This is a genomic window from Hydrogenophaga sp., assembly GCF_011390835.1.
GTDB lineage: Bacteria > Pseudomonadota > Gammaproteobacteria > Burkholderiales > Burkholderiaceae_C > Hydrogenophaga.
On sequence record NZ_JAABRQ010000029.1, the window covers coordinates 14,761 to 35,393 of the forward strand.

Here is a 20,633-nt window from a genome sequence, read left to right on the forward strand (position 1 = left end):
CCCCACAATCGCGGCCATGGATTTCAAGCCCCTCGTGACCCTGTTGGCCATCGTCAACCCGCTGGCCATCGTGCCATTTTTCATTCACTACACCCAGGGATTCACCAGCAAGCAGCGCCGTCGCACGGTGCTGATCGCCTCGTTCAGCGCGTTCACCGTGATCGCCACCTGCGCTGTCGTTGGCTTGCAAATCCTGGAGTTCTTCAACATCTCGCTGGCTAGCTTCCAGGTCGGCGGCGGCCTGTTGCTGATGACTTCGGCACTGTCCATGCTCAACGCCCAGCCGGCCGAGGCCAAGGCCACGCAGGACGAGATCGATGACACCTCGGCACGCGCCTCGATCGCGGTCGTGCCCCTGACCATCCCCCTGCTCACCGGCCCGGCCACCATGTCCACCGTGGTGATCTACGCCGACCAGGCCAAGACTTTTTTCCAGCACGCCGCGCTGGTGGGCTACGGCGTGGTGATCGCGCTGGCCACCGCGGTGTGCTTCACGCTCGCCAAGCCCATCGCCCGCTTCCTTGGCCAGACAGGCATCAACGTGATGACTCGGCTGATGGGCCTGATCCTGGCCGCCCTGTCGGTGGAGGTCATGGCGGCTGGGCTGGTGAAGCTGTTTCCGGCGTTGGCGGGCTGATACAGGATTGAGCGAGACGGCCGAGGCCGCCGCCGTTATCTCATTTCAGTTTCTGAGTCTCGGCCCGGAATTCGGCCAGCACACTGCGGGCATTCTTAAGACCTCGACCCTCCGCCGATGCGACCCACTTGTCTTCAAGGCCCGCCTGTTTGGCCTTGACTTCGTTGATAAACGCTTCGCTGGCGACCTGACGCTGCACCCCCGTCTGCTTCTGAATCTCGCGAGAAGCGGCGTCGGTTCGGTCCCAGCCGGCGGCAAACAGCCGCGTCGCCGCTTCGCCTGAGACTTTGTCCACCGCCGCCTTCTCTTCGGGTTTCAGGCTGTCGTATTTGGCCTGGTTCATCATGAAAACGAAGCTGGTGTTGTAAAGGCCACCTGGAAAAGTAGTCGCGTACTTCACCATGGACAAGCGCATCGACTGCAGCGACTCGTCGGGAAAGAAGGTGCCGTCCATCACGCCGGTAGAAAGCAGCTCAAACGATTCGGTGGCGGGTTTGAGGGTAGTGTTCCAGCCCATAAGCTTAGAGAGCTCGTTGATGTTGCCACCCCCGATGCGGAACTTCAGCTTGGCCGCATCGGCGGCGCTGCTGACCGGTTGCTTGACGGTGAAGATGATGCCGGGGCCGTGCGTGAAAACGGCCAGCGTCTTGACGCCTCGGTGCTCTCCCAGCGGTGCAAAGTACTTGCTGTAGATGCGCTGGTAGGCGACCGAGGTGGCCAGCGAGCTGTCACCCAGGAACGGAAACTCCGCGACCTGGGTGAAGATGAAACGCCCGGGAGTGTAGCCATCGACCGTGTAGGACACGTCGGCCACCCCATCGCGCACCGCATCGAAGGTACCAGGCGGCGCCGAGACCGCCTTGGGCAGCAAGTTGCACTTCACGCTGCCGCTGGTTTCCTTTTCCAGCGCCTCGCACCACTGGTTCTGAGCCACGGTCGCCCCATGTGAGGGAGGCAACCAGGTGGACACGTTGAGCACGGTCTGCGCCTGGCCGATACCCGCAGCGGCGAGCAGCGCGGCGGCAAGGGAAGAAAACGCGAGGGGATGTCGGGTCATGGTGAGGTCTCCGGGTGGTTCAGGCCGAGATGGCTGGTTGGGAAAGCGGTGCGGGGGAAAGGACAGTTTGTTCGGCGCGCCAGCGGACCTCCAGCAGCCGGCGGAACTGGATCAGTGCTGCATCCATGGCCAGCGGGAGCATCGGCCGATCGGGCTGACGCTGGATGTTGCGGTGCTGCGCGGTGATCATGTCGCGGTCTTCGTTGAAGGCGCCGATCAGGCTGTTGTAGATGCTCTCGGTCACCGACTCGTCGCCCTCGCCCACCGGGTGCGACTGCTGGAAAAAATAGTGGGTGGTATTGGCGCTCTCGGGGGTGAGGGTCTGGCAGCTGTGCAGGCGCACCGATGGGCCGGGCGCGTCTGGCGCAGCGCCGGTGGGCCGCCCGCCAGAGTGCATTAGCAAGGTGCCAGGTAGCAGGAACTGGTAAACGAACCAGCGATCGAGGTGGGTGTCGAAACGCCGGAAACGCTGGTAAAACGGTGGCGCGGGCACATCGTTGACATGGCGAGAAACCTGAATCCCAATCTGGGGCCACGCCGCTGACGGGCCAGGCACCGACTCGATCTCGGGTCGAGCCTGCGCGATGCGTGTGGAGCCCCCGAGCGATTTTTCGTGCACATAGCTCAGGTGCGAGAAATCCAGCAGGTTGTCGCAAATGAGCAGGTAGGGCGTGTCGTAGTGCAGGTAGCCCGGGCGGTTGCGCCAGTCAGGGCTGTCGCAGCTGAAGTTATCGGGGAGCAGCGCAGTGTCGGCCTGTTCGGGCTCACCCATCCAGACAAATACCCAACGGTTTTTCACCGCCACCGGGTAGCGCTTGACGCAGGCCTTGGGCGGTACCACGGCCAAGCCAGGCGCCTCTATGCACCGCCCCTGGGCATCAAATTTGAGACCGTGATAGCCGCATCGCACCGCATCGCCCTCGCGGCGACCCACCGACAGCGGCGCGTGTCGGTGGCAGCAGCGGTCTTCCAGCGCCACCATCTCACCCGCTTGCGTGCGGTAAACGAGCACAGGCTCGTCCAAGACGGTGCGGGTAAACAAATCGGGCGAGTCGGCCGAAGAAATCTCGTGGTCCCAGGCGATCACATACCAGCAGTTGCGCAACCACATCGCTGTCTCCTATCGTTCTCATGGCGTTCACACCATCCTAGGCAGCACCCTGACTCAGCATGTCCCCCTTGAAGGGGACAAATGCAAACATGCCTCAGCTCAACCAGCGCGCCAGCCGCAGGCGCTGCGCTGGCTGCCCGCGCTCGGCCAGCTTGAGGTAAGCCCGTTTGCGCAGAGTAGCCACCGTCGACGGTGCAACATCCAGGTCAGCGGCCACGCCATCAGCGCTCCAGCCGCAGGCCAGGCGCGCCACTACCTCGGTCTCGCGGGGCGAAAGTTGAGGTGCCTCGCGCAGCAAGCGGTCGCGAGCACGGCCCACTGGATCGGCGTGAGGTTCTCGCAGAGCCACCTGCAACGACGCCAGGTGAGCCTTCTGCAGCAGCGGCGCGAACGCCAGCAACTGCTCGATTTCCTGGCTTTGAAAGGCACCCTGCCGCTCATCTCGGTAGAAGTGCATCACCTCCACCACGCCTCCGTCCGAAGCGTGAAGCAAGGAAAAACGATCGGTGAGCCGCTCGCGCACATAAATATCGTCGCGCCAACCAGGCACTGGCAGATCTTCGGCCCGACAACGAAGCGCGGCCGCTTCGCCTACCGGGCGCTGGGTCATGCGGTGCGCCAGCGGCATCACAGCATCGCTGCGGAAATAGCTGCGGCGGTAAATGGCGAAGCATTCGGCCACCACGTCGCGATCCTGTCGGTGTTGCGAGCAGCCTTGCGTCAACACCGGCAGATCGCGCTCAATGTGCACCCAAGAAAGATACTCGACCGGTACCAGCGTGGCGATGGCACGCAGCAGGCGCTCAGCACTTGGGGGCGCGCTGGCCACCTCCAGCAAAGCCTCCACGCAGGCTGCACTAAAGCTGCGGCTGGCAGACGCGGTGTTCAGGGCCCAGATCGGCGACATATGAGCAATGTTGATGCGCCTGCGGCCCGTGCGGCAGCGGACTAACCCGGGTAGAGCCCCAGCGTCTGCGCCTGCAAGCGGCTCAGGCCGAGCAATGCGTCGGTGAACGGCGTGGCCACACCGGTAAGTTGCCCCAGCTCTCGCACCGAGCTCACCAGAGCGTCAAGCTCGACCGGTTTGCCAGCGGCCACGTCCTGAAGCATCGAGGTCTTGAAGGCGCCGAGCTTGCGCGTGACCGCATGGCGGTCTTCGGGTTGCTGGTCGATGGGGATGCCGAGCCGCTCCCCGATCGCCTTGGCTTCCAGCATCACGCTGGAGACAAAGCCGCGCACCAAATCGTCGCCCAGGATGCGGTCGGTGGTGGCACCAGTCAGCGCACTGATGGGGTTGACCGTCATGTTGCCCCAGAGCTTGTACCAGATGTCCTTCTGGATGTGCGGCGACACGGTCGCGTCGAGCCCCGCGCGCTGCAACCGGCTGGCGACCGCCTGTGCCCGTTCCCCGACCCCGCCCGACGGCTCGCCGACGATCAGGCCGTTGCCGAAGTGGTGACGCACGATACCCGGCGCGTCGACCGAGCAGCTGGCATGCACCACACAGCCCATCACCTGCTGAGACGGAATGGCCCTGGCCACGGCGCCATCCGGATCCACCGACATCAACCGGCTGCCCGCGAGCTCGCTGTCAAACCCATCCAGAAACCACCAGGGCACTCCGTTCATGGCGGTCAGGATGACGGTGGTCGGTCCAATCAGTGGCCCGATCTGTCGAGCCACGCTGGCCAGCGCCGGCGCCTTGACGGCGACCACCACCAGGTCTTGCACACCGAGCTGCGAGGCATCGGCGGCGGCTCGCACCGGCACCACCCAGTGTTCATCGGCCTCGTGCAATTGAAGTCCATCGGCCTGCAGCGCCCGCAGGGTGGCGCCACGCGCCAGCACGCTGACCTCACCATCGGCTCGCGCCAGCTTCGTGCCCAGCCAGCCACCGATGGCGCCCGCGCCCACGATCGCCACACGCTTCAAAGCTGTTTCGTTCATGGGTTCGCCTCCTCATGACGCCGGTAGCTATCGTCCATGCGGTCCACCTGGCGCACCAGCGCATCGAACACGTCGCGACCCGCGCCGTGGTTCGGGTTGAACTGCAGCGCATCTCGCGTGCACTTGGCCGCGATCGCCTCGGGAACGGGAATCACCGCGTCCGCACCACCCATCGAGAAAGTGGCAAGCTGGATTTCGCAGGCGCGCTGCAGGGTCCAGAGTACAGCAAAGGTTTGCGGCAGCGTCTGGCCCCAGGCCAGCAGCCCATGATTGCGCAAAATCACCGCCTGTTTCTTTCCGATGCTGCTGAGCACGCGCGGCCCTTCTTCGGCGTGAATGGTGATGCCTTCGAAGTCGTGATACGCGACCATGTCGTGCAATTGCGCGCTGTAGAAGTTGGTCTGCTGCAGGCCTTCTTTCAGACAGGCCACCGCCACACCGGCGGTGGTGTGGGTATGCATGACGCAGTGGGCGCCCTCAAGGCCGGCGTGGATGGCGGCATGCACCACAAAGCCCGCCGGGTTGACCGGGCCCTCCGATCCGCCCTGCACCTCCCCCTGCAGATTGATCTTCACCAGGTTGCACGCCGTGACTTCGCTGTAGTGCAGCCCAAAGGGGTTGATCAGGAACTGCTTTTCGCCGCCGGTCACGCTGTCGGGCAGACGCAGCGTGATGTGGTTGTAGATCATCTCGGTCCAGCCCAACATGGCGAAGACGCGGTAGCAGGCCGCGAGCTCGACCCGTGAGGTCCACTCGTCAGGGTGCATATGGGCTGGCGCCATGGCGGTTGCGGGCAAGTGAGCATTCATGCTGTGTTCTCCCATCAGGTTCAGTACACGCTGCCCTTGGAACGCGCAGAGGCCGTTGGCCCATCGCCTTTGAAGCGCGCGGCCAGCGCACTGGTTTGGCTCGCCAGCATCTGGGTGTCGAGGCCCACAGCAACAAACACTGCACCCAAAGACAGGTAGTGCCTGGCCTGCACCTCGTCGGTGGTCAGAATCCCGGGGGCTTTGCCGGCCTGAAGGATGCGGTGGATGGCGTCTTCGATCGCGAGCTGGACGTCGGGGTGCCCAGGATTGCCCACATGCCCCAGCGAGGCCGACAGGTCGGCTGGCCCGATGAACACGCCGTGCACGCCTGGCGTGGCCGCGATCGCATCCAGGTTCTTCAAAGCTTCGCGCGTCTCGGCCTGCAACAGCAGGCAGACCTGCTCGTTGGCTTCTTTCGCGTACTGGGGATAGCGCCCCCAGCGCGAGGCGCGCCCACCCGCCATACCGCGGATGCCGCCCTCACCGTCATCCTGCGGGTAGCGAATGGCGCGCACCAGCGCGCTCGCTTGCTCAGCCGTATCGACCATTGGCACCAGCAGCGTCTGCAGGCCCAGGTCAAGGTACTGCTTGATCAGCACGGCGTCTCCCACCGGCACGCGCGCAATGGCATGGGAAGCTGGGTAGGCGGCGATGGCCTGCGCCTGAGACAGCAGGTCTTGCAATCCATTGGGCGAGTGTTCGCCGTCGAGCAGCAGCCAGTCGAAGCCGGCACCGGCACAGATTTCGGCGCTGTAGGCGTTGGCCAGACCGAGCCAGAAGCCGATCTGGGGGCGGCGTTCCTGCAGCGCCAGCTTGAAGGCGTTGATAGGTGTTTTCATGTGGGCACCGGTGGTTCAAACAAAACGGAATTTCAGACAACCCAGCGGGCCGTAGTCGGCCTCGAACAGGTCGCCCGCCTGGGCAGCCACGGGTCGTGTGAACGATCCGGCCAGCACGATCTCCCCCGCTTCGAGGCGCTCGCCCCAGGGCGCGAGCTTGTTGGCGAGCCAGGCAATACCGATCGCCGGATCGCCCTGCACGCCGGCGGCCAGACCGGTTTCTTCCACTGCTCCGTTGAGACGCAGAATGGCGCCGCACCAGGGACGGTTGGTTTGGCCCGGATCGGCGCGGTAAGCAGGGTCACCCTCACCCAGCACGATGCCGGCGTTGGCCGCGTTGTCGCTGATGGTGTCAAACACCTTTCGCATGGCCCGGGTGTGGCGATCAAACTGCTCGATGCGGGCGTCGATGATTTCAATGGCAGGCGTGATGTGGTCGGTGGCGGCCAGGACTTGGTCCACCGTCACGTTGGGGCCCTGCAGCGGCGCTTTGAGCACAAAGGCCAGCTCCACCTCCACGCGCGGCGCGATAAAACGGCTTGCCGGAATCTCCAGCACCTGATTCGCTGGCGCAGTGAACCGCATGTGGTCGAGCAGCGTACCGAAATCGGGCTCGTCAATCTGGCTGCTGATCTGCATGGCGCGGCTGGTCAGGCCAATTTTGTGGCCGATGACTTGGCGACCACCGGCTTTCTGCAGCGCCACCCAGGCGCGGCCAATGCGGTAGCCGTCTTCGATGGTCATGCCAGGGTGGCGCTTGGAGAAGTGCTCGATGGGCGAGCGGCTCTGCTCGGCGCGCTGAAGTTCGGCCGCCAGTTCGGCGATGAGGTCGGGGCTGAGCATGGGATCAGGTTCTCTGAAAAAGCGGGTGCAGCGAACTGTTCTTGGCGTCGAACACCTCATGGCCTTCGTCCACTTGCACGGTGATGCCGATGGGGCGGTGTGCGAGCTGCCCGGCGAAGCATTCTTTCACGCAGGCATTGAGCACCTCGCCCACGCGCTGGTGCACGACGGCGCTGCGCCCCTTGGCCATGCGCAGGTTCATGTAGACGAAGGCGTAATCGCCGCCCAAGCCTGCCGCCATGCCAGTCGCGCCGCCGTCCGACACAGCGCTGTGCGCGGCCGGGTAGGCGAGCACCCGCGTGCCCCCGGTCGGGAACACCTGTTGGCCCTGCTCGTCGCGTACCGTCAATAGCGCGTCGCAAAGGGCGCGGCAAAGACCGCCCATGTCCGCTCCTCCGTCGGCCAGCGGTTTGTCCAGGTTGGGCGTGTAGAGAATCACAAGATGGGGCATGGTGAAGCGCGTGTTCAGAGCCGCGTGGCGACCGAGGAATAGCCATCGGCGCGAGACGCCTGGGCCGACGGGATGGCTGAGCCGCTGACCGGCTCCACCGGAAACACAGCGTTTATTTGGCCGGTGCCAGACGCGCCAAAGTACGGCGTGAGCACTTCGCCTTTGCCTTGGTATTCACTCCAGCCGAGCGCCCCCAGCATCATGGCGGTGTCGTGCATGAAGCCTTCACCGTGCCCTTTGGCCGCGTACTCGGGCAGCATGTCGCAAAAGTCTTTCCACTCGGCGTTTTCCCACATCTGCACCACGCGCTTGTCCAGTGTTTCCAGGAACGGGCTCCAGATGCGGTGGGCGAATTCCGGCGCGAGGCCGTTCTGGGCGAAGCGATGGCTCAAGCTACCACTGGCGAGAAAAGCCACCGTTCCGTCGTAGTGATCTTCCACTGCTTTGCGCATCGCCCAGCCGAGGCGTGCGCTGTCGTTCAGGTAGTGCACCGTGCACAGCGCGGAGACCGAAACGGTCTTGAAGCGCTGGTCGGCATTCATGTAGCGCATGGGCACCAGCGTGCCGTATTCCGGGCCCAGCGTGGTGGCCGGATGGGCCAGGGTCTCCACGCCGTGTTCGTTGCACACGCGCGCCAGCAGCTCGCCCAGCGCCGGGTTGCCCGGAAACTCAAAAGGCAGGTTGCTGATGAAATGCGGCAGCTCGTTGCTGGTGTAGTTGCCCTGGAAGTGGGGCGCGCAGTTGATGTGGTAGTTCGCGTTGACCAGCCAATGGGTGTCAAATACCACGATGGTGTCCACGCCCAGTTCGCGACAGCGGCGGCTGATCTCGATGTGGCCATCGATGGCGGCCTGACGCGTGCCCTGGCGCGGGCCCGGCAGCTCGCTCAGGTACATCGACGGCACGTGGGTGATTTTGGCGACCAATGCGAGTTGGCCCATGGTCAGACTCCCCAATGTGGAATGTGGTGACTGCCCAAGCTGACGGCCACGTTTTTTGGCTCCAGGAATACCTCGTAACTCCAGGTACCACCTTCGCGGCCGGTGCCGCTCGCTTTGGTGCCGCCAAAGGGCTGACGCAGATCGCGCACGTTCTGACTGTTGACGAAGCACATGCCCGCCTCAACAGCGGCTGCTACGCGGTGTGCCTTGCCGATGTTTTCGGTCCACACGTAGCTGGACAGGCCGTAGGCGATGTCGTTGGCCTTCGCAATCGCATCGGCTTCGTCCTTGAACGGAATCAGGCAGGCCACCGGGCCGAAGATTTCTTCCTGCGCGATGCGCATGCGGTTGTCTACATCGGCGAACACGGTCGGCCAGACGAAGTTGCCCTTTTGTACACTTGCGGCCAGCTCGGGCGCGTAACTCGGGCGGTCGATGCCGCCGCACACCATCGTGGCGCCTTCTTGTGGACCGAGTTCGATGTAACTGCGGACCTTGGCCAGATGGGCCTGGCTGATCATGGGGCCGATGGTGGTGCATTCGTCCATGGGGTCGCCGACCGCGATGCGCTTGGCGCGCTCGGTGAACTTATGCACAAAGTCGGCGTAGCTGCTTTGCTGCACCAGGATGCGGCTGCCCGCAGTGCAGCGCTCGCCGTTGTTGCTGAAGATCATGAAGATGGCGGCGTCCAGCGCGCGGTCGAGATCGGCGTCGTCAAAGATCACGAAGGGGCTCTTGCCACCCAGCTCCATGCTGAACTTCTTCAACCCGGCGGCCTTTACGATGGCGTTGCCGGTGGCGGTGGAGCCGGTGAAAGAAATGGCCCGCACATCAGGATGCGCGCACAGCGGTTCACCGGCATCTTTGCCTAGACCGTGCACCACGTTGAATACGCCGGCCGGAATGCCCGCCTCCATCGCCAACTCGCCTAGGCGCGCAGCGGTCAGTGGCGAGAGCTCGCTCATCTTCAAAACCGCCGTGTTGCCAAAGGCGAGACAAGGCGCCACCTTCCAGGTCGATGTCATGAATGGCACGTTCCACGGGCTGATCAGGGCGCACACCCCGACCGGGTGGAACAGCGTGTAGTTCAGGTGCGTGGGCGTGGGGTAGGTGTGGCCATCGACGCGCGTGCACATCTCGGCGAAGTAAGCGAAATTGTCCGATGCTCGCGGGATCAGCTGGTTGCCCGTTTGCGAGATTGTTTGCCCGGTGTCCTGCGTTTCGGTTTGTGCGATCTCGGGCACGTGCCTGGCAATCAGCTCGCCCAACGCGCGGATCTTTTTGGCCCGCTCGGTGGCGGGCAGACCGGCCCAGGCGGGAAACGCTTCTTTCGCGGCTTGCACCGCAGCATTGACTTCATGCTCGCCGCCCGCAGCCACCTCGGCCAGCACTTCTTGCGTGGCGGGGTTGATGGTTTCGAAGCGGTTGCGGCTGGCGACTGGCTTGCCGTTGATGAGGTGGTTGATTGGCATGGAATGTCTTTCTCCGGTCAGGCCACAAAGGGGGCATAGTCCGATTTGGTTTGGGGTGGTTTATCGTCGGCAAGGTCACCGCCCTGGATCGGGGTCTGACCCCCTTCGCTCCTCAGTGATCGTGTTGACCAGGGAGCCGATGCCGTCGATCTCGGTCACGATCACATCGCCCGGCTGGCAATCCACCACACCATCGGGCGTGCCGGTCAGGATCAGATCGCCGGGCATGAGGGTCATGAAGGCGCTGAAATACTCGATCAGCGTGGCCACGTCGAAGATCATGTCGCTGGTGTGGCCCTGCTGGGTGATTTGGCCGTTGACGGTGGTGCGCAGGGCCAGCGCCTGCGGGTCGGGCACGTCGGCCGCATCCACCATCCAAGGGCCGATGGGCGTGCACGTGTCGCGGTTCTTCACCCTGAGGTTGGGGCGGTACCAGTTCTCCAAGTAGTCGCGGATCGCGTAGTCGTTGGCCACGGTGTAGCCCGCCACGAAGTAGAGCGCATCGGACTTTTTCACCCGCCTGGCGGGTTGCCCCATCACCACCGCGAGTTCGCATTCGTAGTGCATGAAGTTCACCCCGTCAGGCCGCACGGTGAAACCGCGGTGACCGATCAGCGAGGCCTGGCCCTTGACGAAGGCCAGCGGCTCTTCGGGCGCCTTGAATGCCAGCTCCTTGGCGTGGTCTGCGTAGTTCAGCCCCAGCGCCAGCACGGTGCGAGGCCGAGCGAGCGGCGATAGCGCAGACGAAAACGGCGGCAGCCACACCACCTCGTCAAAACCCACGCGGCGGCCTGGGAATGCCGGCGTGAGCAGCTCCAGCTGGCCATCGACCTCGATGGCGTCGTGAACCCCACCGGCCCAGGCGATGCGCGCTCTTTTCATGCGGATTCCCCGACAAAGTGATTGACCAGCGGGCTCAGCCCCTGTGCCGTGATCTCCACCGCATCGCCTGCGTGCACGAGCACCCTGGCGCCGTCATCCAGGCAGTCCGTGCCCAGCATCAAAACGTCGCCTGGCCGCAGCGTCTGGAAGCCGCTCACCTCGGTCCACAGGGTCGCCGCATCGCGCACCAGCTCGGTGAGCGAGCTGCGCTGCCGCATCACGCCATTGACCCGCAGCTCCAGCACCAGCGAAGGCAGCGTATCCAGACCACCCAGCTCTTCCAGAGGTCTCACCGCATCGCCCACACCCAGAAAGCCATCGACGCAGCGAAATTTCACAGGTGGACGGTAGTAGCTTTCGTGTGGAAGGGCGACGTCGTTGAGCAGCACGCAGCCCACCGCCTGCCCATCCTCGCCTGCCACCAGCCCCAGCGAGGCGCCCACCTCCGCGGCCTCGATCCCACGCGGCAGCGCGATCGCCTGCCCATGCGGGGTGAAGGTGTTGGCGGTCTTGATGTAGAGCACCGGTGCTTTGGGCGGCGCCTTGTAGGGCGCCTCGTTCATGCGCGGCGCCCAGAGCGCGTGCTCGCGCCGGAAGTTCAACAGCGTGCCGTACACCGTGCCCACGGGCAAATAGGGGTTGTGTTTCATGTCTGGGGGCTCATTCATCGGCGCCATCAGAGTGCACGCCGGCGGGCGCCTCCAGCGCAATCACCTCGTCCAGCAAGGCATAGAGCTGGGCCAGCCTGGCGCTGCCGAGTTGGGATTCCATCCACTCGTAATGCGACTCGATGGTTTGTGACAAGGTGCCCACCAGCTTGAGGCCAGCACGCGTGGCGCGCACCACCGTTCGCCGTGCGTCCTGCGAACAGCGCTCGCGAGCGATCAGACCATCGCGCTCCATGCGACCGAGCACACCGGTCAGGCTGGGGCCCAGCAATAACGCTTCGCGCGCCACCCGCCCGGTTTCCACACCGGCCGGGTTGTCTGCGTGCTCGCCGAGCACCCGCAGCACGCGCCACTGCTGGTCAGACAGTCCGTGCTCGCGCAAGCTGGGCCGGGTGTGCTGCATCACCGCCTCCCGCGCTTCGAGCAAGAGACGCGGCAGGTTGCGATGAATGAAGGGGGTGGCGAGGCTCATTTATTTAATATGTTAAATGATTGACCCCGCGCCCGACCCAGGGTTTTCCCGCTGGTCGAGCACCTTGTTCACAATCGTCCTGTGCAAAACGCTTTGACCACCCTGCTCGGCATCGAGCACCCCTTGATCCAGGCGCCCATGGCGGGTGTGCAAGGCGCAACTCTGGCTGTGGCCGTGTCCAACGCCGGCGCGCTGGGCTCGTTGCCCTGCGCCATGCTCACACCAGACGCCTTGCAGCGCGAGCTCAAGGCGGTGCAGGCGGGCACGACCCACCCGGTTAACCTCAATTTTTTCTGCCATGTGCCGCCCGAACCGGATGCAGAGCGCGAGGCGGCATGGCGCGACACCTTGGCACCCTACTACGCCGAGGCTGGGCTGGACATCGGCGCCGCGCTCGCCGGTGGCGGCCGGGTGCCGTTCAGTCACGACACAGCCAATCTGATCGAGGCTTTCCACCCGCCGGTGCTGAGCTTCCACTTCGGACTGCCAGCGCCCGATCTGCTGGCGCGGGTCAAACGCTGGGGCAGCGTGGTGCTGTCCAGCGCGACCACGGTAGCCGAGGCGCGCTGGCTGGCCGCCCACGGGGCCGACGCCATCATTGCGCAGGGTCTGGAGGCTGGCGGCCACCGCGGCATGTTCCAAAGCGACGACCTGTCCAGCCAGATGGGCACGATGGCCTTGCTGCCGCAGGTGGTGGCCGCGGTGGACGTACCGGTGATCGCCGCTGGCGGCATCGCCGACGCGGCGGGGGTGGCCGCCGCGATGGCGCTGGGGGCGGCGGGTGTGCAAGTGGGCACGGCCTACATGTGCAGCCATGAGGCCACCACCAGCGCTCTGCACCGCGCGGCTTTGCAAGGCGAAGCCGCACAACACACGGCACTGACCACGCTGTTCTCGGGTCGACCCGCGCGCGGCATCCTCAACCGCGTGATGCGCGAACTGGGGCCGCTGAATCCGGCCGCCCCTGCGTTTCCCCTCGCCACGGCGGCCATGGCGCCGCTGCGCGCGCACTGGGAAACGCTGGGCAGTGGCGACTTTTCGCCGCTGTGGGCGGGGCAGAACACGCGCGGCTGCCAGAACCTGCCAGCAGTCGACATCACCCGCCAGCTCACCAAGGCGTTTTCACTCGACCTTTAGTCTTCCAATCGCTGCATCACCGCAGCCTGGGCCCTGAGCCAGCGCTTGAAGCCGGCGTCGGTCCGCGCGAGGTGGGCATCTGCGCGCATCAGCTCCAGCGCTTGCTCCAGCTCCCAGATCTGTTCCAGCAATACCGATTGCAGCGTCCTGGGTGTGACACCCAGACCCGGTGGCACCTGAAACTCCTGCGTCAGAGCGTCCTGCCGGCTGGCTCGCTCCCGTTCCAGGTCGGCCACGCGCTGTTTGAGCAACGCCGTCATGGCCATCAGCTGGCCTTCTCCCCACTCGCTTTCCCCCAGCGGGTCACCCAGCTCAGCGTCTTGTTGCAGCTGCAGCAGCGCCAGCAGATCGCGCCGCGCATGGGCTGCGTTGGCTTCGCTCATGAGCGCGGTCTTGCGTGCCCGGGCCTCAGGGTCACTCTCGCGGTCGGGGTGCAGTGCGCTGGCGAGCCGGCGAAACAGGCTGCGCAACAAGCCGCTGGCGTCTGGTTGATCGCCTGCCTTCTGACCCATTGGGGCTTTGGGCGCTTTTTTGCTTTTGGCCTGCCGGCGCGCAGCACGCGCGCGCTTGTCTTCATCGGCTTGCGCCCGCTGCTCGTGCAAACGGGCCATGCCAGCGGCCAGGACTTGCTCGGCATTGGCCTCGGGAGGCACGTCGTCCAGCGGCTGGCCCAGCGCCACCTCGATGTCGGCGCGAATGGCCTCGCTGCGCGCGCGCGCCTGAGCGGCCAGGCTGGTTGGGCTGTGGCGATCGTGCAGCGCCGCCATGGCGGCGTCACCCTGTCGCGCCAGCGTGGCTGCCATGTTGCACAAGATGCTCACGGCTGCCCGCCGCTGCGGCGCAGCCAGCGTTTTGCCCTGCAGGCGCTCGTCGATCAGCACCGCCATGGCGCGCAGGCTCTGGCGGTGTTCGACTTGCAAGGGATGGACCTGCTGCTGCAAAGCCAGACGGTGGACCTGCGCCAGCGCGTCAAGCTCCGTGAGCTGCTGCTGCAGCTTCTTGATGCGCGTGAGCTGCAGCTGGTAGCTTCGCGCAACACCCGAGGCAGCGCCTGCCGCGGCCGCCGGCTGCGGCACCACCGCCACGCCGGTCAGATCGGCGGAGCGGCGAAAACGGGGATCAAAAGCATTCATGGGTCACGGTATTCTCCCTGCATGGCCAAAGAGAAAACCACCTATGCCTGCAACGAGTGCGGCGGCACCAGCCCGAAGTGGCTGGGCAAGTGCCCGCATTGCGGCGCCTGGAACACGCTGATCGAGTCGGTCGCCGAGTCCACCGCCCCAGCCAAAAACCGCTTTGCCTCGCTGGCCAAGACGGCGGAGGTGACGCTGCTGTCCGACATCGACGCCACCGACGTGCAGCGCACCCCCACCGGCCACGACGAGCTGGACCGTGTGCTGGGCGGCGGCATTGTGGAGGGCGGCGTGGTGCTGATCGGCGGCGACCCGGGGATTGGCAAATCCACCCTGCTGCTGCAGGCGCTCGATTCCTTGCAACGCGCCGGGTTGAAGACGCTGTATGTGACCGGCGAAGAAAGTGGCGCCCAGGTGGCGCTGCGGTCTCGTCGGCTGGGGCTCGAAGGCTCGCAAGTCAGCGTGCTGGCAGAGATCCAGCTGGAGAAGATGCTGGCCACGCTCGATGCAACCCGGCCCGCCATCGCGGTGATCGACTCCATCCAGACGGTGTATTCCGAGCAGCTGACCAGCGCGCCGGGTTCGGTGGCCCAGGTGCGCGAATGCGCCGCCCACCTGACGCGCGCGGCCAAGGCCAGCGGTACTGCCATCGTGCTGGTGGGCCACGTGACCAAAGAAGGCGCGCTGGCCGGACCACGCGTGCTGGAGCACATGGTGGACACGGTGCTCTATTTCGAAGGCGACACGCACAGCAGCTTCCGGCTGATCCGCGCCATCAAGAACCGCTTTGGCGCAGTGAACGAGATCGGCGTGTTTGCCATGACCGAGCGCGGTCTCAAGGGCGTGAGCAATCCGAGCGCGATCTTTCTGAGTCAGCACAGCGAGCCGGTTCCGGGCAGTTGCGTGATGGTCACGCTCGAAGGCACGCGCCCCATGCTGGTGGAGATTCAGGCGCTGGTGGACAGCGGCGGGCCGTCGCCGCGCCGGCTGTCAGTCGGCCTGGACCGAGACCGCCTGGCCATGCTGTTGGCGGTGCTGCACCGCCACGCGGGCGTGGCCTGCATGGATCAGGATGTGTTCGTCAACGCGGTCGGCGGCGTGCGCATCAGCGAGCCGGCGGCTGACCTTGCAGTGATGTTGGCGATCACTTCAAGTCTTCGCGGCAAGGCGCTGCCCAAGGGCTTCATCGCCTTTGGCGAAGTGGGCCTGGCGGGGGAGGTTCGCCCGGCACCGCGCGGGCAAGAGCGGCTGAAAGAGGCGGCCAAGCTGGGTTTCAGCGTGGCGGTGGTGCCCAAGGCGAACGCGCCGAAGAAAAACGACAAGGCTTTTGAGGGGCTCACCATCCACCCGGTGGAGCGCATCGAAGAAGCCATGAACCTGGTGCGGGGGCTGTGACCATGGGTTCTTTGGCCTACCGTTTGCGCACCTGGCTTTTTCCGGGCATGGCCGCCGCCCTGGCTTATGCCGCCTGGCGCAGCTACAGCTGGCCCGGCCTGATCCTGGCGCTGCTCATGCTCAGCTTCTGGCTGCTGCTGCATTTCACCAAACTGATGCGCCTGCTGCGCACAGTCGCCAACCGGCCGTTGGGCCGCGTGCGCGACGCCGGTGCGCTGGCCAAGCGCCTCAAACCCGGCATGCCGCTGGTCGATGTGATGCGCCTGACGCTGAGCATTGGCGCGCTAAGCAGCACCCCGGACACCGACCCCGAGGTGCGCACCTGGTCTGATGACACAGGACACACCGCCGTCTGCCATTTCGAGCAGGGCCGTCTGGTGTCTTTCCGCGTGGAGACGGCCACCCAGCCCGAGCCGCCCGACACTCCGGACCTGGCACCGTAAAATCTCGGTTTGTTCATGGATGGGCTGCGGAGCGGTCCGGTCCACACCCCCACCATCCCCACGAGGTACAGCGCATGGCACCGATTCCTTCAATGTCCGACCGCGACGGCAAGATCTGGATGGACGGCCAGCTGGTGGACTGGCGCGACGCCAAGATCCACGTGCTAACGCACACGCTGCACTACGGTTGTGGCGCTTTCGAAGGCGTGCGCGCTTACAAGACGGCCGATGGCGGCACCGCCATCTTCCGACTGGAAGAACACACCGAGCGCCTGTTCAACAGCGCCAAGATCCTGCGCATGCAGATCCCTTTCTCCAAAGCCGAGGTGATGGAAGCGCAGAAGGCGGCCGTGCGCGAGAACCATCTGGAGAGCGCCTACATCCGCCCCCTGACCTGGATCGGCGACAAGAAGCTGGGTGTTTCCCCCAAGGGCAACACCATCCACCTGATGGTGGCGGCGTGGTCCTGGGGCGCCTACCTGGGCGAAGAAGGCTTGAAGCGGGGCATCCGCGTCAAGACCAGCAGCTACACCCGCCACCATGTGAACATCACCATGACGCAGGCCAAGGCGGTAAGCAACTACACCAACTCCATCCTGGCCAATATGGAAGTGACCGAAGAAGGTTACGACGAAGCGCTGCTGCTCGACGTATCGGGCTTCGTGTCTGAGGGCGCAGGCGAAAACATCTTCGTGATCAAGAACGGCGTGATCTACACGCCCGACCTCTCGGCCGGTGCACTCAACGGCATCACCCGCAACACCGTGTTCCACATCGCCAAGGATTTGGGGCTGGAGATCGTGCAAAAGCGCATCACCCGAGACGAGGTCTACATCGCCGACGAAGCCTTCTTCACTGGCACCGCGGCCGAAGTGACCCCGATCCGCGAACTCGACCGCATCGAGCTCGGCACCGGCAGCCGCGGCCCGATCACCGAAAAAATCCAGAGCGCGTTCTTTGACATCGTCGGTGGCAAGAACCCCAAGTACGCCCACTGGCTCTCGAAGGTCTGAACAACTGAGGGACAGACTGCAGCCGCGACCCGCTCTGTCCTCAACGGGAATCCCCATGAGCAACAACGTCATCGAACTCGCCGCCAAAGACCTCAACGCCCACGGCGGCGTCTTCTGCCCCAGCCCCAAAGCACACATGAAGCTCTGGAACAGCCACCCCAAGGTGTACCTGGACGTGGCGACGACGGGCGAGGTGCGCTGCCCTTATTGCGGCACGGTGTACCGGTTGAAAGCGGGCGAGACGGTTTCACACGGTCACTGATGAACACGGTTTCGGACCGCGAATTGCCGGAGCAAAAAGGATAATCGAAGCTGCGGCGCTAGCAAGAGCAGGCCAGCAGACTCCACCACAGGGATAGACATGATTTTGGTCACGGGCGGCGCCGGCTTCATTGGTGCGAATTTTGTGCTCGACTGGCTGGCCCAGTGCGACGAACCGGTGGTCAACCTGGACAAGCTCACCTACGCGGGGAATCTGGAAAACCTGGCCAGCCTGAAAGGGGATGCACGTCATGTGTTCGTGCAAGGCGACATCGGCGACGCTGAGCTGGTAGGTCGCCTGCTGACCCAGTACCGCCCTCGCGCGTTGATCAACTTCGCCGCCGAAAGCCATGTGGACCGCTCCATCCACGGCCCTGAAGACTTCATCCAGACCAATATCGTCGGCACCTTTCACCTGCTGGAAGCGGTGCGCGCCTACTGGGGCGGGCTGCAAGGCGCCGAGCGGGAAGCCTTTCGGTTTCTGCATGTGTCCACCGACGAGGTCTACGGCAGCCTGGGCCCGGGCGATGCGGCGTTCACCGAAACCCACCGCGTCGAGCCCAACAGCCCCTACTCGGCTAGCAAAGCCGCCAGCGACCACCTGGTGCGCGCCTACCACCACACCTACGGCCTGCCGGTGCTCACCACCAACTGCAGCAACAACTACGGCCCGTTCCACTTTCCCGAGAAGCTGATTCCGCTGATGATCGTCAACGCGCTCGCCGGCAAGCCGCTGCCGGTGTACGGCGATGGCATGCAGATCCGCGACTGGCTCTATGTGAAAGACCATTGCAGCGCCATCCGCCGCGTGCTGGAAGGCGGAAGGCTGGGTGAGATCTACAACGTGGGCGGCTGGAACGAGAAGCCCAACATCGAGATCGTCAACACCGTCTGTGCGCTGCTCGACGAACTGCGACCCCGCGCCGATGGGCAGCCCTATGCGAGCCAGATCAGCTACGTGAAAGACCGCCCGGGCCACGACCGGCGCTACGCCATCGATGCGCGCAAGCTCGAGCGCGAGTTGGGCTGGAAGCCGGCCGAAACCTTCGAGAGCGGTATCCGCAAGACCGTGATGTGGTACCTGGCGCATGCCGACTGGGTCGAGCATGTGCAAAGCGGCGCCTACCGGGAATGGGTGGGGCTGCAATACGCCAGCCCGAGCGCATGAAGATCCTGCTGCTGGGCCAAAACGGGCAAGTCGGTTGGGAGCTGCAGCGCAGCCTGAGCCCGCTGGGTGAACTGGTGGCACTGGACCGGCACAGCACCGAAGCCAGCGGCGGTAGCGGCGACCTCATCCAGACCGACGCGCTGCGTCAGACCGTGATGCGCGTGCGCCCGGATGTGATCGTGAACGCAGCGGCCTACACGGCGGTCGACAAGGCCGAAAGCGAACCTGAACTGGCGCGCACCATCAATGCGGTGGCGCCTGGCGCACTTGCCGAAGCCGCTCACACCCTGGGCGCGCTGCTGGTGCACTACTCCACCGATTACGTGTTTGACGGCCAAGGCGATCAGCCATGGAGCGAAGACGCGATCACCGGACCGCTGAATGTGTATGGCCAGACCAAGCTGGAGGGCGAGCAGCGCATCGCCGCCTCCGGTGCGCGCCACCTGATCTTTCGCACCAGCTGGGTCTATGCCGCACGCGGCGGCAACTTCGCCAAGACCATGTTGCGCCTGGCCGCTGAACGTGAACGCCTGACCGTCATCGACGACCAGCACGGCGCACCGACCGGTGCCGAGCTGATCGCCGACGTGAGCGCTCACGCCATCCGGCAGGTGCTGCGTCAGCCGCAGGCTGCGGGCACTTACCACCTGGCTGCCGCAGGCGCAACGACCTGGAACGGCTATGCGCGCTACGTCATCGATACCGCGCGTGAACTTCGCCCCGAGCTCGCGCTGGCCTGCAAAGAGGTGGCGCCCGTGCCCACCAGCGCGTTCCCCACCCCTGCGCGCCGCCCACTGAACTCTCGCCTGGACACGGCGCGCCTGCGCCAGACCTTCAACCTAACCCTACCGCCTTGGCAGCTGGGCGTGCGCCGCATGCTGAGCGAGACGCTTTAACCACATAGGGAATCACATGACCCAACGCAAAGGCATCATCCTCGCCGGCGGCTCCGGCACCCGTTTGCACCCGGCCACTCTGGCCATCAGCAAGCAACTGCTGCCGGTGTACGACAAGCCGATGATCTACTACCCGCTGAGTACCCTGATGCTGGCTGGTATTTGCGACGTGCTCATCATCAGCACGCCGCAGGACACGCCGCGCTTCCAGCAGCTGCTCGGTGACGGCAGCGCCTGGGGCATGAACCTGCAATACGCAGTGCAACCCAGCCCGGACGGCCTGGCGCAGGCCTTCATCATCGGCGCAGACTTCGTGGGCAACCACCCCAGCGCGCTGGTGCTGGGCGACAACATTTACTACGGCCACGACTTCACCACCCTGCTCGCCGGCGCCGATGCCCAGACCCATGGGGCCACCGTGTTCGCTTACCACGTGCAAGACCCGGAACGCTACGGTGTGGTTGACTTCTCGCTTGACGGCAAAGCGCAGAGCATCGAAGAAAAGCCCAAGCAACCCAAGAGCAACTACGCGGTCACCGGTCTGTATTTTTACGACGCGCAGGTGGTGGACATCGCCAAGGCGGTCATACCCAGCCCCCGCGGCGAACTGGAAATCACCGCCGTCAACCAGGCCTATCTGGACCTGAACCAGCTCAACGTGCAGATCATGCAGCGTGGTTACGCCTGGCTGGACACCGGCACGCACGAGAGCCTGCTGGAAGCCAGCCAGTTCATCGCCACCCTGGAACATCGTCAAGGGCTGAAGATCGCCTGCCCGGAAGAGATCGCCTGGCGCCACGGCTGGATCGACAGCGCCGCACTCGAAGCGCTCGCTCAGCCTTTGCTCAAAAACGGCTACGGCCAGTATTTGAAACGCATCCTGAAAGAGAGACAGCGCCCATGAAGGCAACGCCCACCGCCATCCCCGACGTGATGGTCATCGAACCCAAGGTGTTTGGCGACGCACGCGGTTTTTTCTACGAAAGCTTCAACCAGAAAGCCTTCAACGAAGCAACAGGCATGGACGTGACATTCGTGCAGGACAACCACAGCCGCAG

24 protein-coding genes are annotated in these 20,633 nt (G+C 64.6%); 10 read left to right on the forward strand and 14 right to left on the reverse strand.

Going from position 1 to position 20,633, the window contains the following annotated elements; genetic code table 11:
- Nucleotides 1-16: 16 nt before the first annotated feature.
- Complete coding sequence (locus tag GPT34_RS15150) at nucleotides 17-637, forward strand: MarC family protein (RefSeq protein ID WP_291014160.1); 621 nt, start codon at nucleotides 17-19, stop codon at nucleotides 635-637.
- 40 nt (nucleotides 638-677) lie between these two features.
- Here the strand turns inward: GPT34_RS15150 and GPT34_RS15155 are convergent, their stop codons facing one another.
- The 13 genes from GPT34_RS15155 to hpaR all read right to left on the reverse strand — a co-directional run bounded on the left by GPT34_RS15155 (nucleotide 678) and on the right by hpaR (nucleotide 12,129).
- Nucleotides 678-1,694, reverse strand: coding sequence for a TRAP transporter substrate-binding protein (locus GPT34_RS15155; protein WP_291014162.1), 1,017 nt, complete (start codon nucleotides 1,692-1,694; stop codon nucleotides 678-680).
- A 19-nt stretch (nucleotides 1,695-1,713) separates the two neighbouring features.
- A complete protein-coding gene (locus GPT34_RS15160) occupies nucleotides 1,714-2,805 on the reverse strand; it encodes an aromatic ring-hydroxylating dioxygenase subunit alpha (RefSeq protein WP_291014164.1) in 1,092 nt (363 codons plus the stop codon).
- 94 nt (nucleotides 2,806-2,899) lie between these two features.
- Nucleotides 2,900-3,712: a LuxR C-terminal-related transcriptional regulator gene (locus tag GPT34_RS15165; protein ID WP_291014167.1), complete on the reverse strand. Its 813-nt coding sequence runs from the start codon at nucleotides 3,710-3,712 to the stop codon at nucleotides 2,900-2,902.
- Nucleotides 3,713-3,753: 41 nt separating this feature from the next.
- Entirely contained in the window at nucleotides 3,754-4,752 is a 999-nt protein-coding gene (locus GPT34_RS15170) for a 2-dehydropantoate 2-reductase (RefSeq protein ID WP_291014170.1), read from the reverse strand.
- Nucleotides 4,749-5,534 (reverse strand): class II aldolase/adducin family protein, encoded by a 786-nt coding sequence (locus GPT34_RS15175; RefSeq protein WP_291014224.1) that lies wholly within the window; start codon nucleotides 5,532-5,534, stop codon nucleotides 4,749-4,751. Before GPT34_RS15175 ends, GPT34_RS15170 begins: the two co-directional genes overlap by 4 nt.
- Nucleotides 5,535-5,581: 47 nt before the next feature.
- Nucleotides 5,582-6,400 carry an aldolase/citrate lyase family protein gene (locus GPT34_RS15180; RefSeq protein ID WP_291014173.1) on the reverse strand — a complete coding sequence of 273 codons (819 nt, stop codon included), beginning with the start codon at nucleotides 6,398-6,400 and terminating at the stop codon, nucleotides 5,582-5,584.
- Between the two features lie 15 nt (nucleotides 6,401-6,415).
- Nucleotides 6,416-7,243, reverse strand: a complete 828-nt coding sequence (gene hpaH / locus GPT34_RS15185) for a 2-oxo-hept-4-ene-1,7-dioate hydratase (RefSeq protein ID WP_291014176.1) — start codon at nucleotides 7,241-7,243, stop codon at nucleotides 6,416-6,418.
- Between the two features lie 4 nt (nucleotides 7,244-7,247).
- Nucleotides 7,248-7,694, reverse strand: coding sequence for a 5-carboxymethyl-2-hydroxymuconate isomerase (locus GPT34_RS15190; RefSeq protein ID WP_291014178.1), 447 nt, complete (start codon nucleotides 7,692-7,694; stop codon nucleotides 7,248-7,250).
- A 14-nt stretch (nucleotides 7,695-7,708) separates the two neighbouring features.
- The gene (hpaD, locus tag GPT34_RS15195) at nucleotides 7,709-8,635 is read right to left on the reverse strand and encodes a 3,4-dihydroxyphenylacetate 2,3-dioxygenase (RefSeq protein WP_291014180.1); all 927 of its coding nucleotides are present in this window, start codon (nucleotides 8,633-8,635) and stop codon (nucleotides 7,709-7,711) included.
- A 2-nt stretch (nucleotides 8,636-8,637) separates the two neighbouring features.
- The gene (gene hpaE, locus GPT34_RS15200) at nucleotides 8,638-10,107 is read right to left on the reverse strand and encodes a 5-carboxymethyl-2-hydroxymuconate semialdehyde dehydrogenase (RefSeq protein WP_291014182.1); all 1,470 of its coding nucleotides are present in this window, start codon (nucleotides 10,105-10,107) and stop codon (nucleotides 8,638-8,640) included.
- A gap of 75 nt (nucleotides 10,108-10,182) precedes the next feature.
- Nucleotides 10,183-10,989, reverse strand: coding sequence for a fumarylacetoacetate hydrolase family protein (locus GPT34_RS15205; protein ID WP_291014185.1), 807 nt, complete (start codon nucleotides 10,987-10,989; stop codon nucleotides 10,183-10,185).
- Complete coding sequence (locus GPT34_RS15210) at nucleotides 10,986-11,639, reverse strand: fumarylacetoacetate hydrolase family protein (RefSeq protein ID WP_291014188.1); 654 nt, start codon at nucleotides 11,637-11,639, stop codon at nucleotides 10,986-10,988. Before GPT34_RS15210 ends, GPT34_RS15205 begins: the two co-directional genes overlap by 4 nt.
- Before the next feature lie 10 nt (nucleotides 11,640-11,649).
- A complete protein-coding gene (gene hpaR, locus GPT34_RS15215; RefSeq protein ID WP_291014190.1) occupies nucleotides 11,650-12,129 on the reverse strand; it encodes a homoprotocatechuate degradation operon regulator HpaR in 480 nt (159 codons plus the stop codon).
- A gap of 81 nt (nucleotides 12,130-12,210) precedes the next feature.
- On the opposite strand from hpaR, the gene GPT34_RS15220 reads away from it, so the two are divergent.
- Nucleotides 12,211-13,266, forward strand: coding sequence for a nitronate monooxygenase (locus GPT34_RS15220; RefSeq protein WP_291014193.1), 1,056 nt, complete (start codon nucleotides 12,211-12,213; stop codon nucleotides 13,264-13,266).
- On the opposite strand, the gene GPT34_RS15225 is transcribed toward GPT34_RS15220, so the two are convergent.
- Nucleotides 13,263-14,399: a hypothetical protein gene (locus GPT34_RS15225; protein WP_291014196.1), complete on the reverse strand. Its 1,137-nt coding sequence runs from the start codon at nucleotides 14,397-14,399 to the stop codon at nucleotides 13,263-13,265. The genes GPT34_RS15220 and GPT34_RS15225 overlap by 4 nt on opposite strands.
- Before the next feature lie 21 nt (nucleotides 14,400-14,420).
- On the opposite strand from GPT34_RS15225, the gene radA reads away from it, so the two are divergent.
- The 8 genes from radA to GPT34_RS15265 all read left to right on the forward strand — a co-directional run.
- Nucleotides 14,421-15,794: a DNA repair protein RadA gene (gene radA / locus GPT34_RS15230; protein WP_291014198.1), complete on the forward strand. Its 1,374-nt coding sequence runs from the start codon at nucleotides 14,421-14,423 to the stop codon at nucleotides 15,792-15,794.
- A gap of 2 nt (nucleotides 15,795-15,796) precedes the next feature.
- The gene (locus GPT34_RS15235; protein WP_291014202.1) at nucleotides 15,797-16,237 is read left to right on the forward strand and encodes a glycerate kinase; all 441 of its coding nucleotides are present in this window, start codon (nucleotides 15,797-15,799) and stop codon (nucleotides 16,235-16,237) included.
- 74 nt (nucleotides 16,238-16,311) lie between these two features.
- Nucleotides 16,312-17,250, forward strand: a complete 939-nt coding sequence (locus GPT34_RS15240; RefSeq protein ID WP_291014204.1) for a branched-chain amino acid transaminase — start codon at nucleotides 16,312-16,314, stop codon at nucleotides 17,248-17,250.
- A 55-nt stretch (nucleotides 17,251-17,305) separates the two neighbouring features.
- Nucleotides 17,306-17,512 carry a zinc-finger domain-containing protein gene (locus GPT34_RS15245; RefSeq protein WP_291014206.1) on the forward strand — a complete coding sequence of 69 codons (207 nt, stop codon included), beginning with the start codon at nucleotides 17,306-17,308 and terminating at the stop codon, nucleotides 17,510-17,512.
- A 99-nt stretch (nucleotides 17,513-17,611) separates the two neighbouring features.
- The gene (gene rfbB, locus GPT34_RS15250) at nucleotides 17,612-18,679 is read left to right on the forward strand and encodes a dTDP-glucose 4,6-dehydratase (RefSeq protein WP_291014209.1); all 1,068 of its coding nucleotides are present in this window, start codon (nucleotides 17,612-17,614) and stop codon (nucleotides 18,677-18,679) included.
- Nucleotides 18,676-19,575, forward strand: coding sequence for a dTDP-4-dehydrorhamnose reductase (rfbD, locus tag GPT34_RS15255; RefSeq protein ID WP_291014212.1), 900 nt, complete (start codon nucleotides 18,676-18,678; stop codon nucleotides 19,573-19,575). The genes rfbB and rfbD overlap by 4 nt, the downstream gene beginning before the upstream one ends.
- 16 nt (nucleotides 19,576-19,591) lie before the next feature.
- Nucleotides 19,592-20,479, forward strand: coding sequence for a glucose-1-phosphate thymidylyltransferase RfbA (gene rfbA, locus GPT34_RS15260; protein WP_291014215.1), 888 nt, complete (start codon nucleotides 19,592-19,594; stop codon nucleotides 20,477-20,479).
- A partial coding sequence (locus GPT34_RS15265) for a dTDP-4-dehydrorhamnose 3,5-epimerase family protein (protein WP_291014226.1) occupies nucleotides 20,476-20,633 on the forward strand: 158 nt, incomplete at its 3' end. The genes rfbA and GPT34_RS15265, both read left to right, overlap by 4 nt.

What these genes read in the sequence shown, in the direction of transcription:
- GPT34_RS15150 (WP_291014160.1), top strand. Translation starts at nt 17, where the DNA reads ATGGATTTCAAGCCCCTCGTGACCCTGTTGGCCATCGTCAACCCGCTG.
- GPT34_RS15155 (WP_291014162.1), bottom strand. Translation starts at nt 1,694, where the DNA reads ATGACCCGACATCCCCTCGCGTTTTCTTCCCTTGCCGCCGCGCTGCTC.
- GPT34_RS15160 (WP_291014164.1), bottom strand. Translation starts at nt 2,805, where the DNA reads ATGTGGTTGCGCAACTGCTGGTATGTGATCGCCTGGGACCACGAGATT.
- GPT34_RS15165 (WP_291014167.1), bottom strand. Translation starts at nt 3,712, where the DNA reads ATGTCGCCGATCTGGGCCCTGAACACCGCGTCTGCCAGCCGCAGCTTT.
- GPT34_RS15170 (WP_291014170.1), bottom strand. Translation starts at nt 4,752, where the DNA reads ATGAACGAAACAGCTTTGAAGCGTGTGGCGATCGTGGGCGCGGGCGCC.
- GPT34_RS15175 (WP_291014224.1), bottom strand. Translation starts at nt 5,534, where the DNA reads ATGGCGCCAGCCCATATGCACCCTGACGAGTGGACCTCACGGGTCGAG.
- GPT34_RS15180 (WP_291014173.1), bottom strand. Translation starts at nt 6,400, where the DNA reads ATGAAAACACCTATCAACGCCTTCAAGCTGGCGCTGCAGGAACGCCGC.
- hpaH (WP_291014176.1), bottom strand. Translation starts at nt 7,243, where the DNA reads ATGCTCAGCCCCGACCTCATCGCCGAACTGGCGGCCGAACTTCAGCGC.
- GPT34_RS15190 (WP_291014178.1), bottom strand. Translation starts at nt 7,694, where the DNA reads ATGCCCCATCTTGTGATTCTCTACACGCCCAACCTGGACAAACCGCTG.
- hpaD (WP_291014180.1), bottom strand. Translation starts at nt 8,635, where the DNA reads ATGGGCCAACTCGCATTGGTCGCCAAAATCACCCACGTGCCGTCGATG.
- hpaE (WP_291014182.1), bottom strand. Translation starts at nt 10,107, where the DNA reads ATGCCAATCAACCACCTCATCAACGGCAAGCCAGTCGCCAGCCGCAAC.
- GPT34_RS15205 (WP_291014185.1), bottom strand. Translation starts at nt 10,989, where the DNA reads ATGAAAAGAGCGCGCATCGCCTGGGCCGGTGGGGTTCACGACGCCATC.
- GPT34_RS15210 (WP_291014188.1), bottom strand. Translation starts at nt 11,639, where the DNA reads ATGAAACACAACCCCTATTTGCCCGTGGGCACGGTGTACGGCACGCTG.
- hpaR (WP_291014190.1), bottom strand. Translation starts at nt 12,129, where the DNA reads ATGAGCCTCGCCACCCCCTTCATTCATCGCAACCTGCCGCGTCTCTTG.
- GPT34_RS15225 (WP_291014196.1), bottom strand. Translation starts at nt 14,399, where the DNA reads ATGAATGCTTTTGATCCCCGTTTTCGCCGCTCCGCCGATCTGACCGGC.
- radA (WP_291014198.1), top strand. Translation starts at nt 14,421, where the DNA reads ATGGCCAAAGAGAAAACCACCTATGCCTGCAACGAGTGCGGCGGCACC.
- GPT34_RS15235 (WP_291014202.1), top strand. Translation starts at nt 15,797, where the DNA reads ATGGGTTCTTTGGCCTACCGTTTGCGCACCTGGCTTTTTCCGGGCATG.
- GPT34_RS15240 (WP_291014204.1), top strand. Translation starts at nt 16,312, where the DNA reads ATGGCACCGATTCCTTCAATGTCCGACCGCGACGGCAAGATCTGGATG.
- GPT34_RS15245 (WP_291014206.1), top strand. Translation starts at nt 17,306, where the DNA reads ATGAGCAACAACGTCATCGAACTCGCCGCCAAAGACCTCAACGCCCAC.
- rfbB (WP_291014209.1), top strand. Translation starts at nt 17,612, where the DNA reads ATGATTTTGGTCACGGGCGGCGCCGGCTTCATTGGTGCGAATTTTGTG.
- rfbD (WP_291014212.1), top strand. Translation starts at nt 18,676, where the DNA reads ATGAAGATCCTGCTGCTGGGCCAAAACGGGCAAGTCGGTTGGGAGCTG.
- rfbA (WP_291014215.1), top strand. Translation starts at nt 19,592, where the DNA reads ATGACCCAACGCAAAGGCATCATCCTCGCCGGCGGCTCCGGCACCCGT.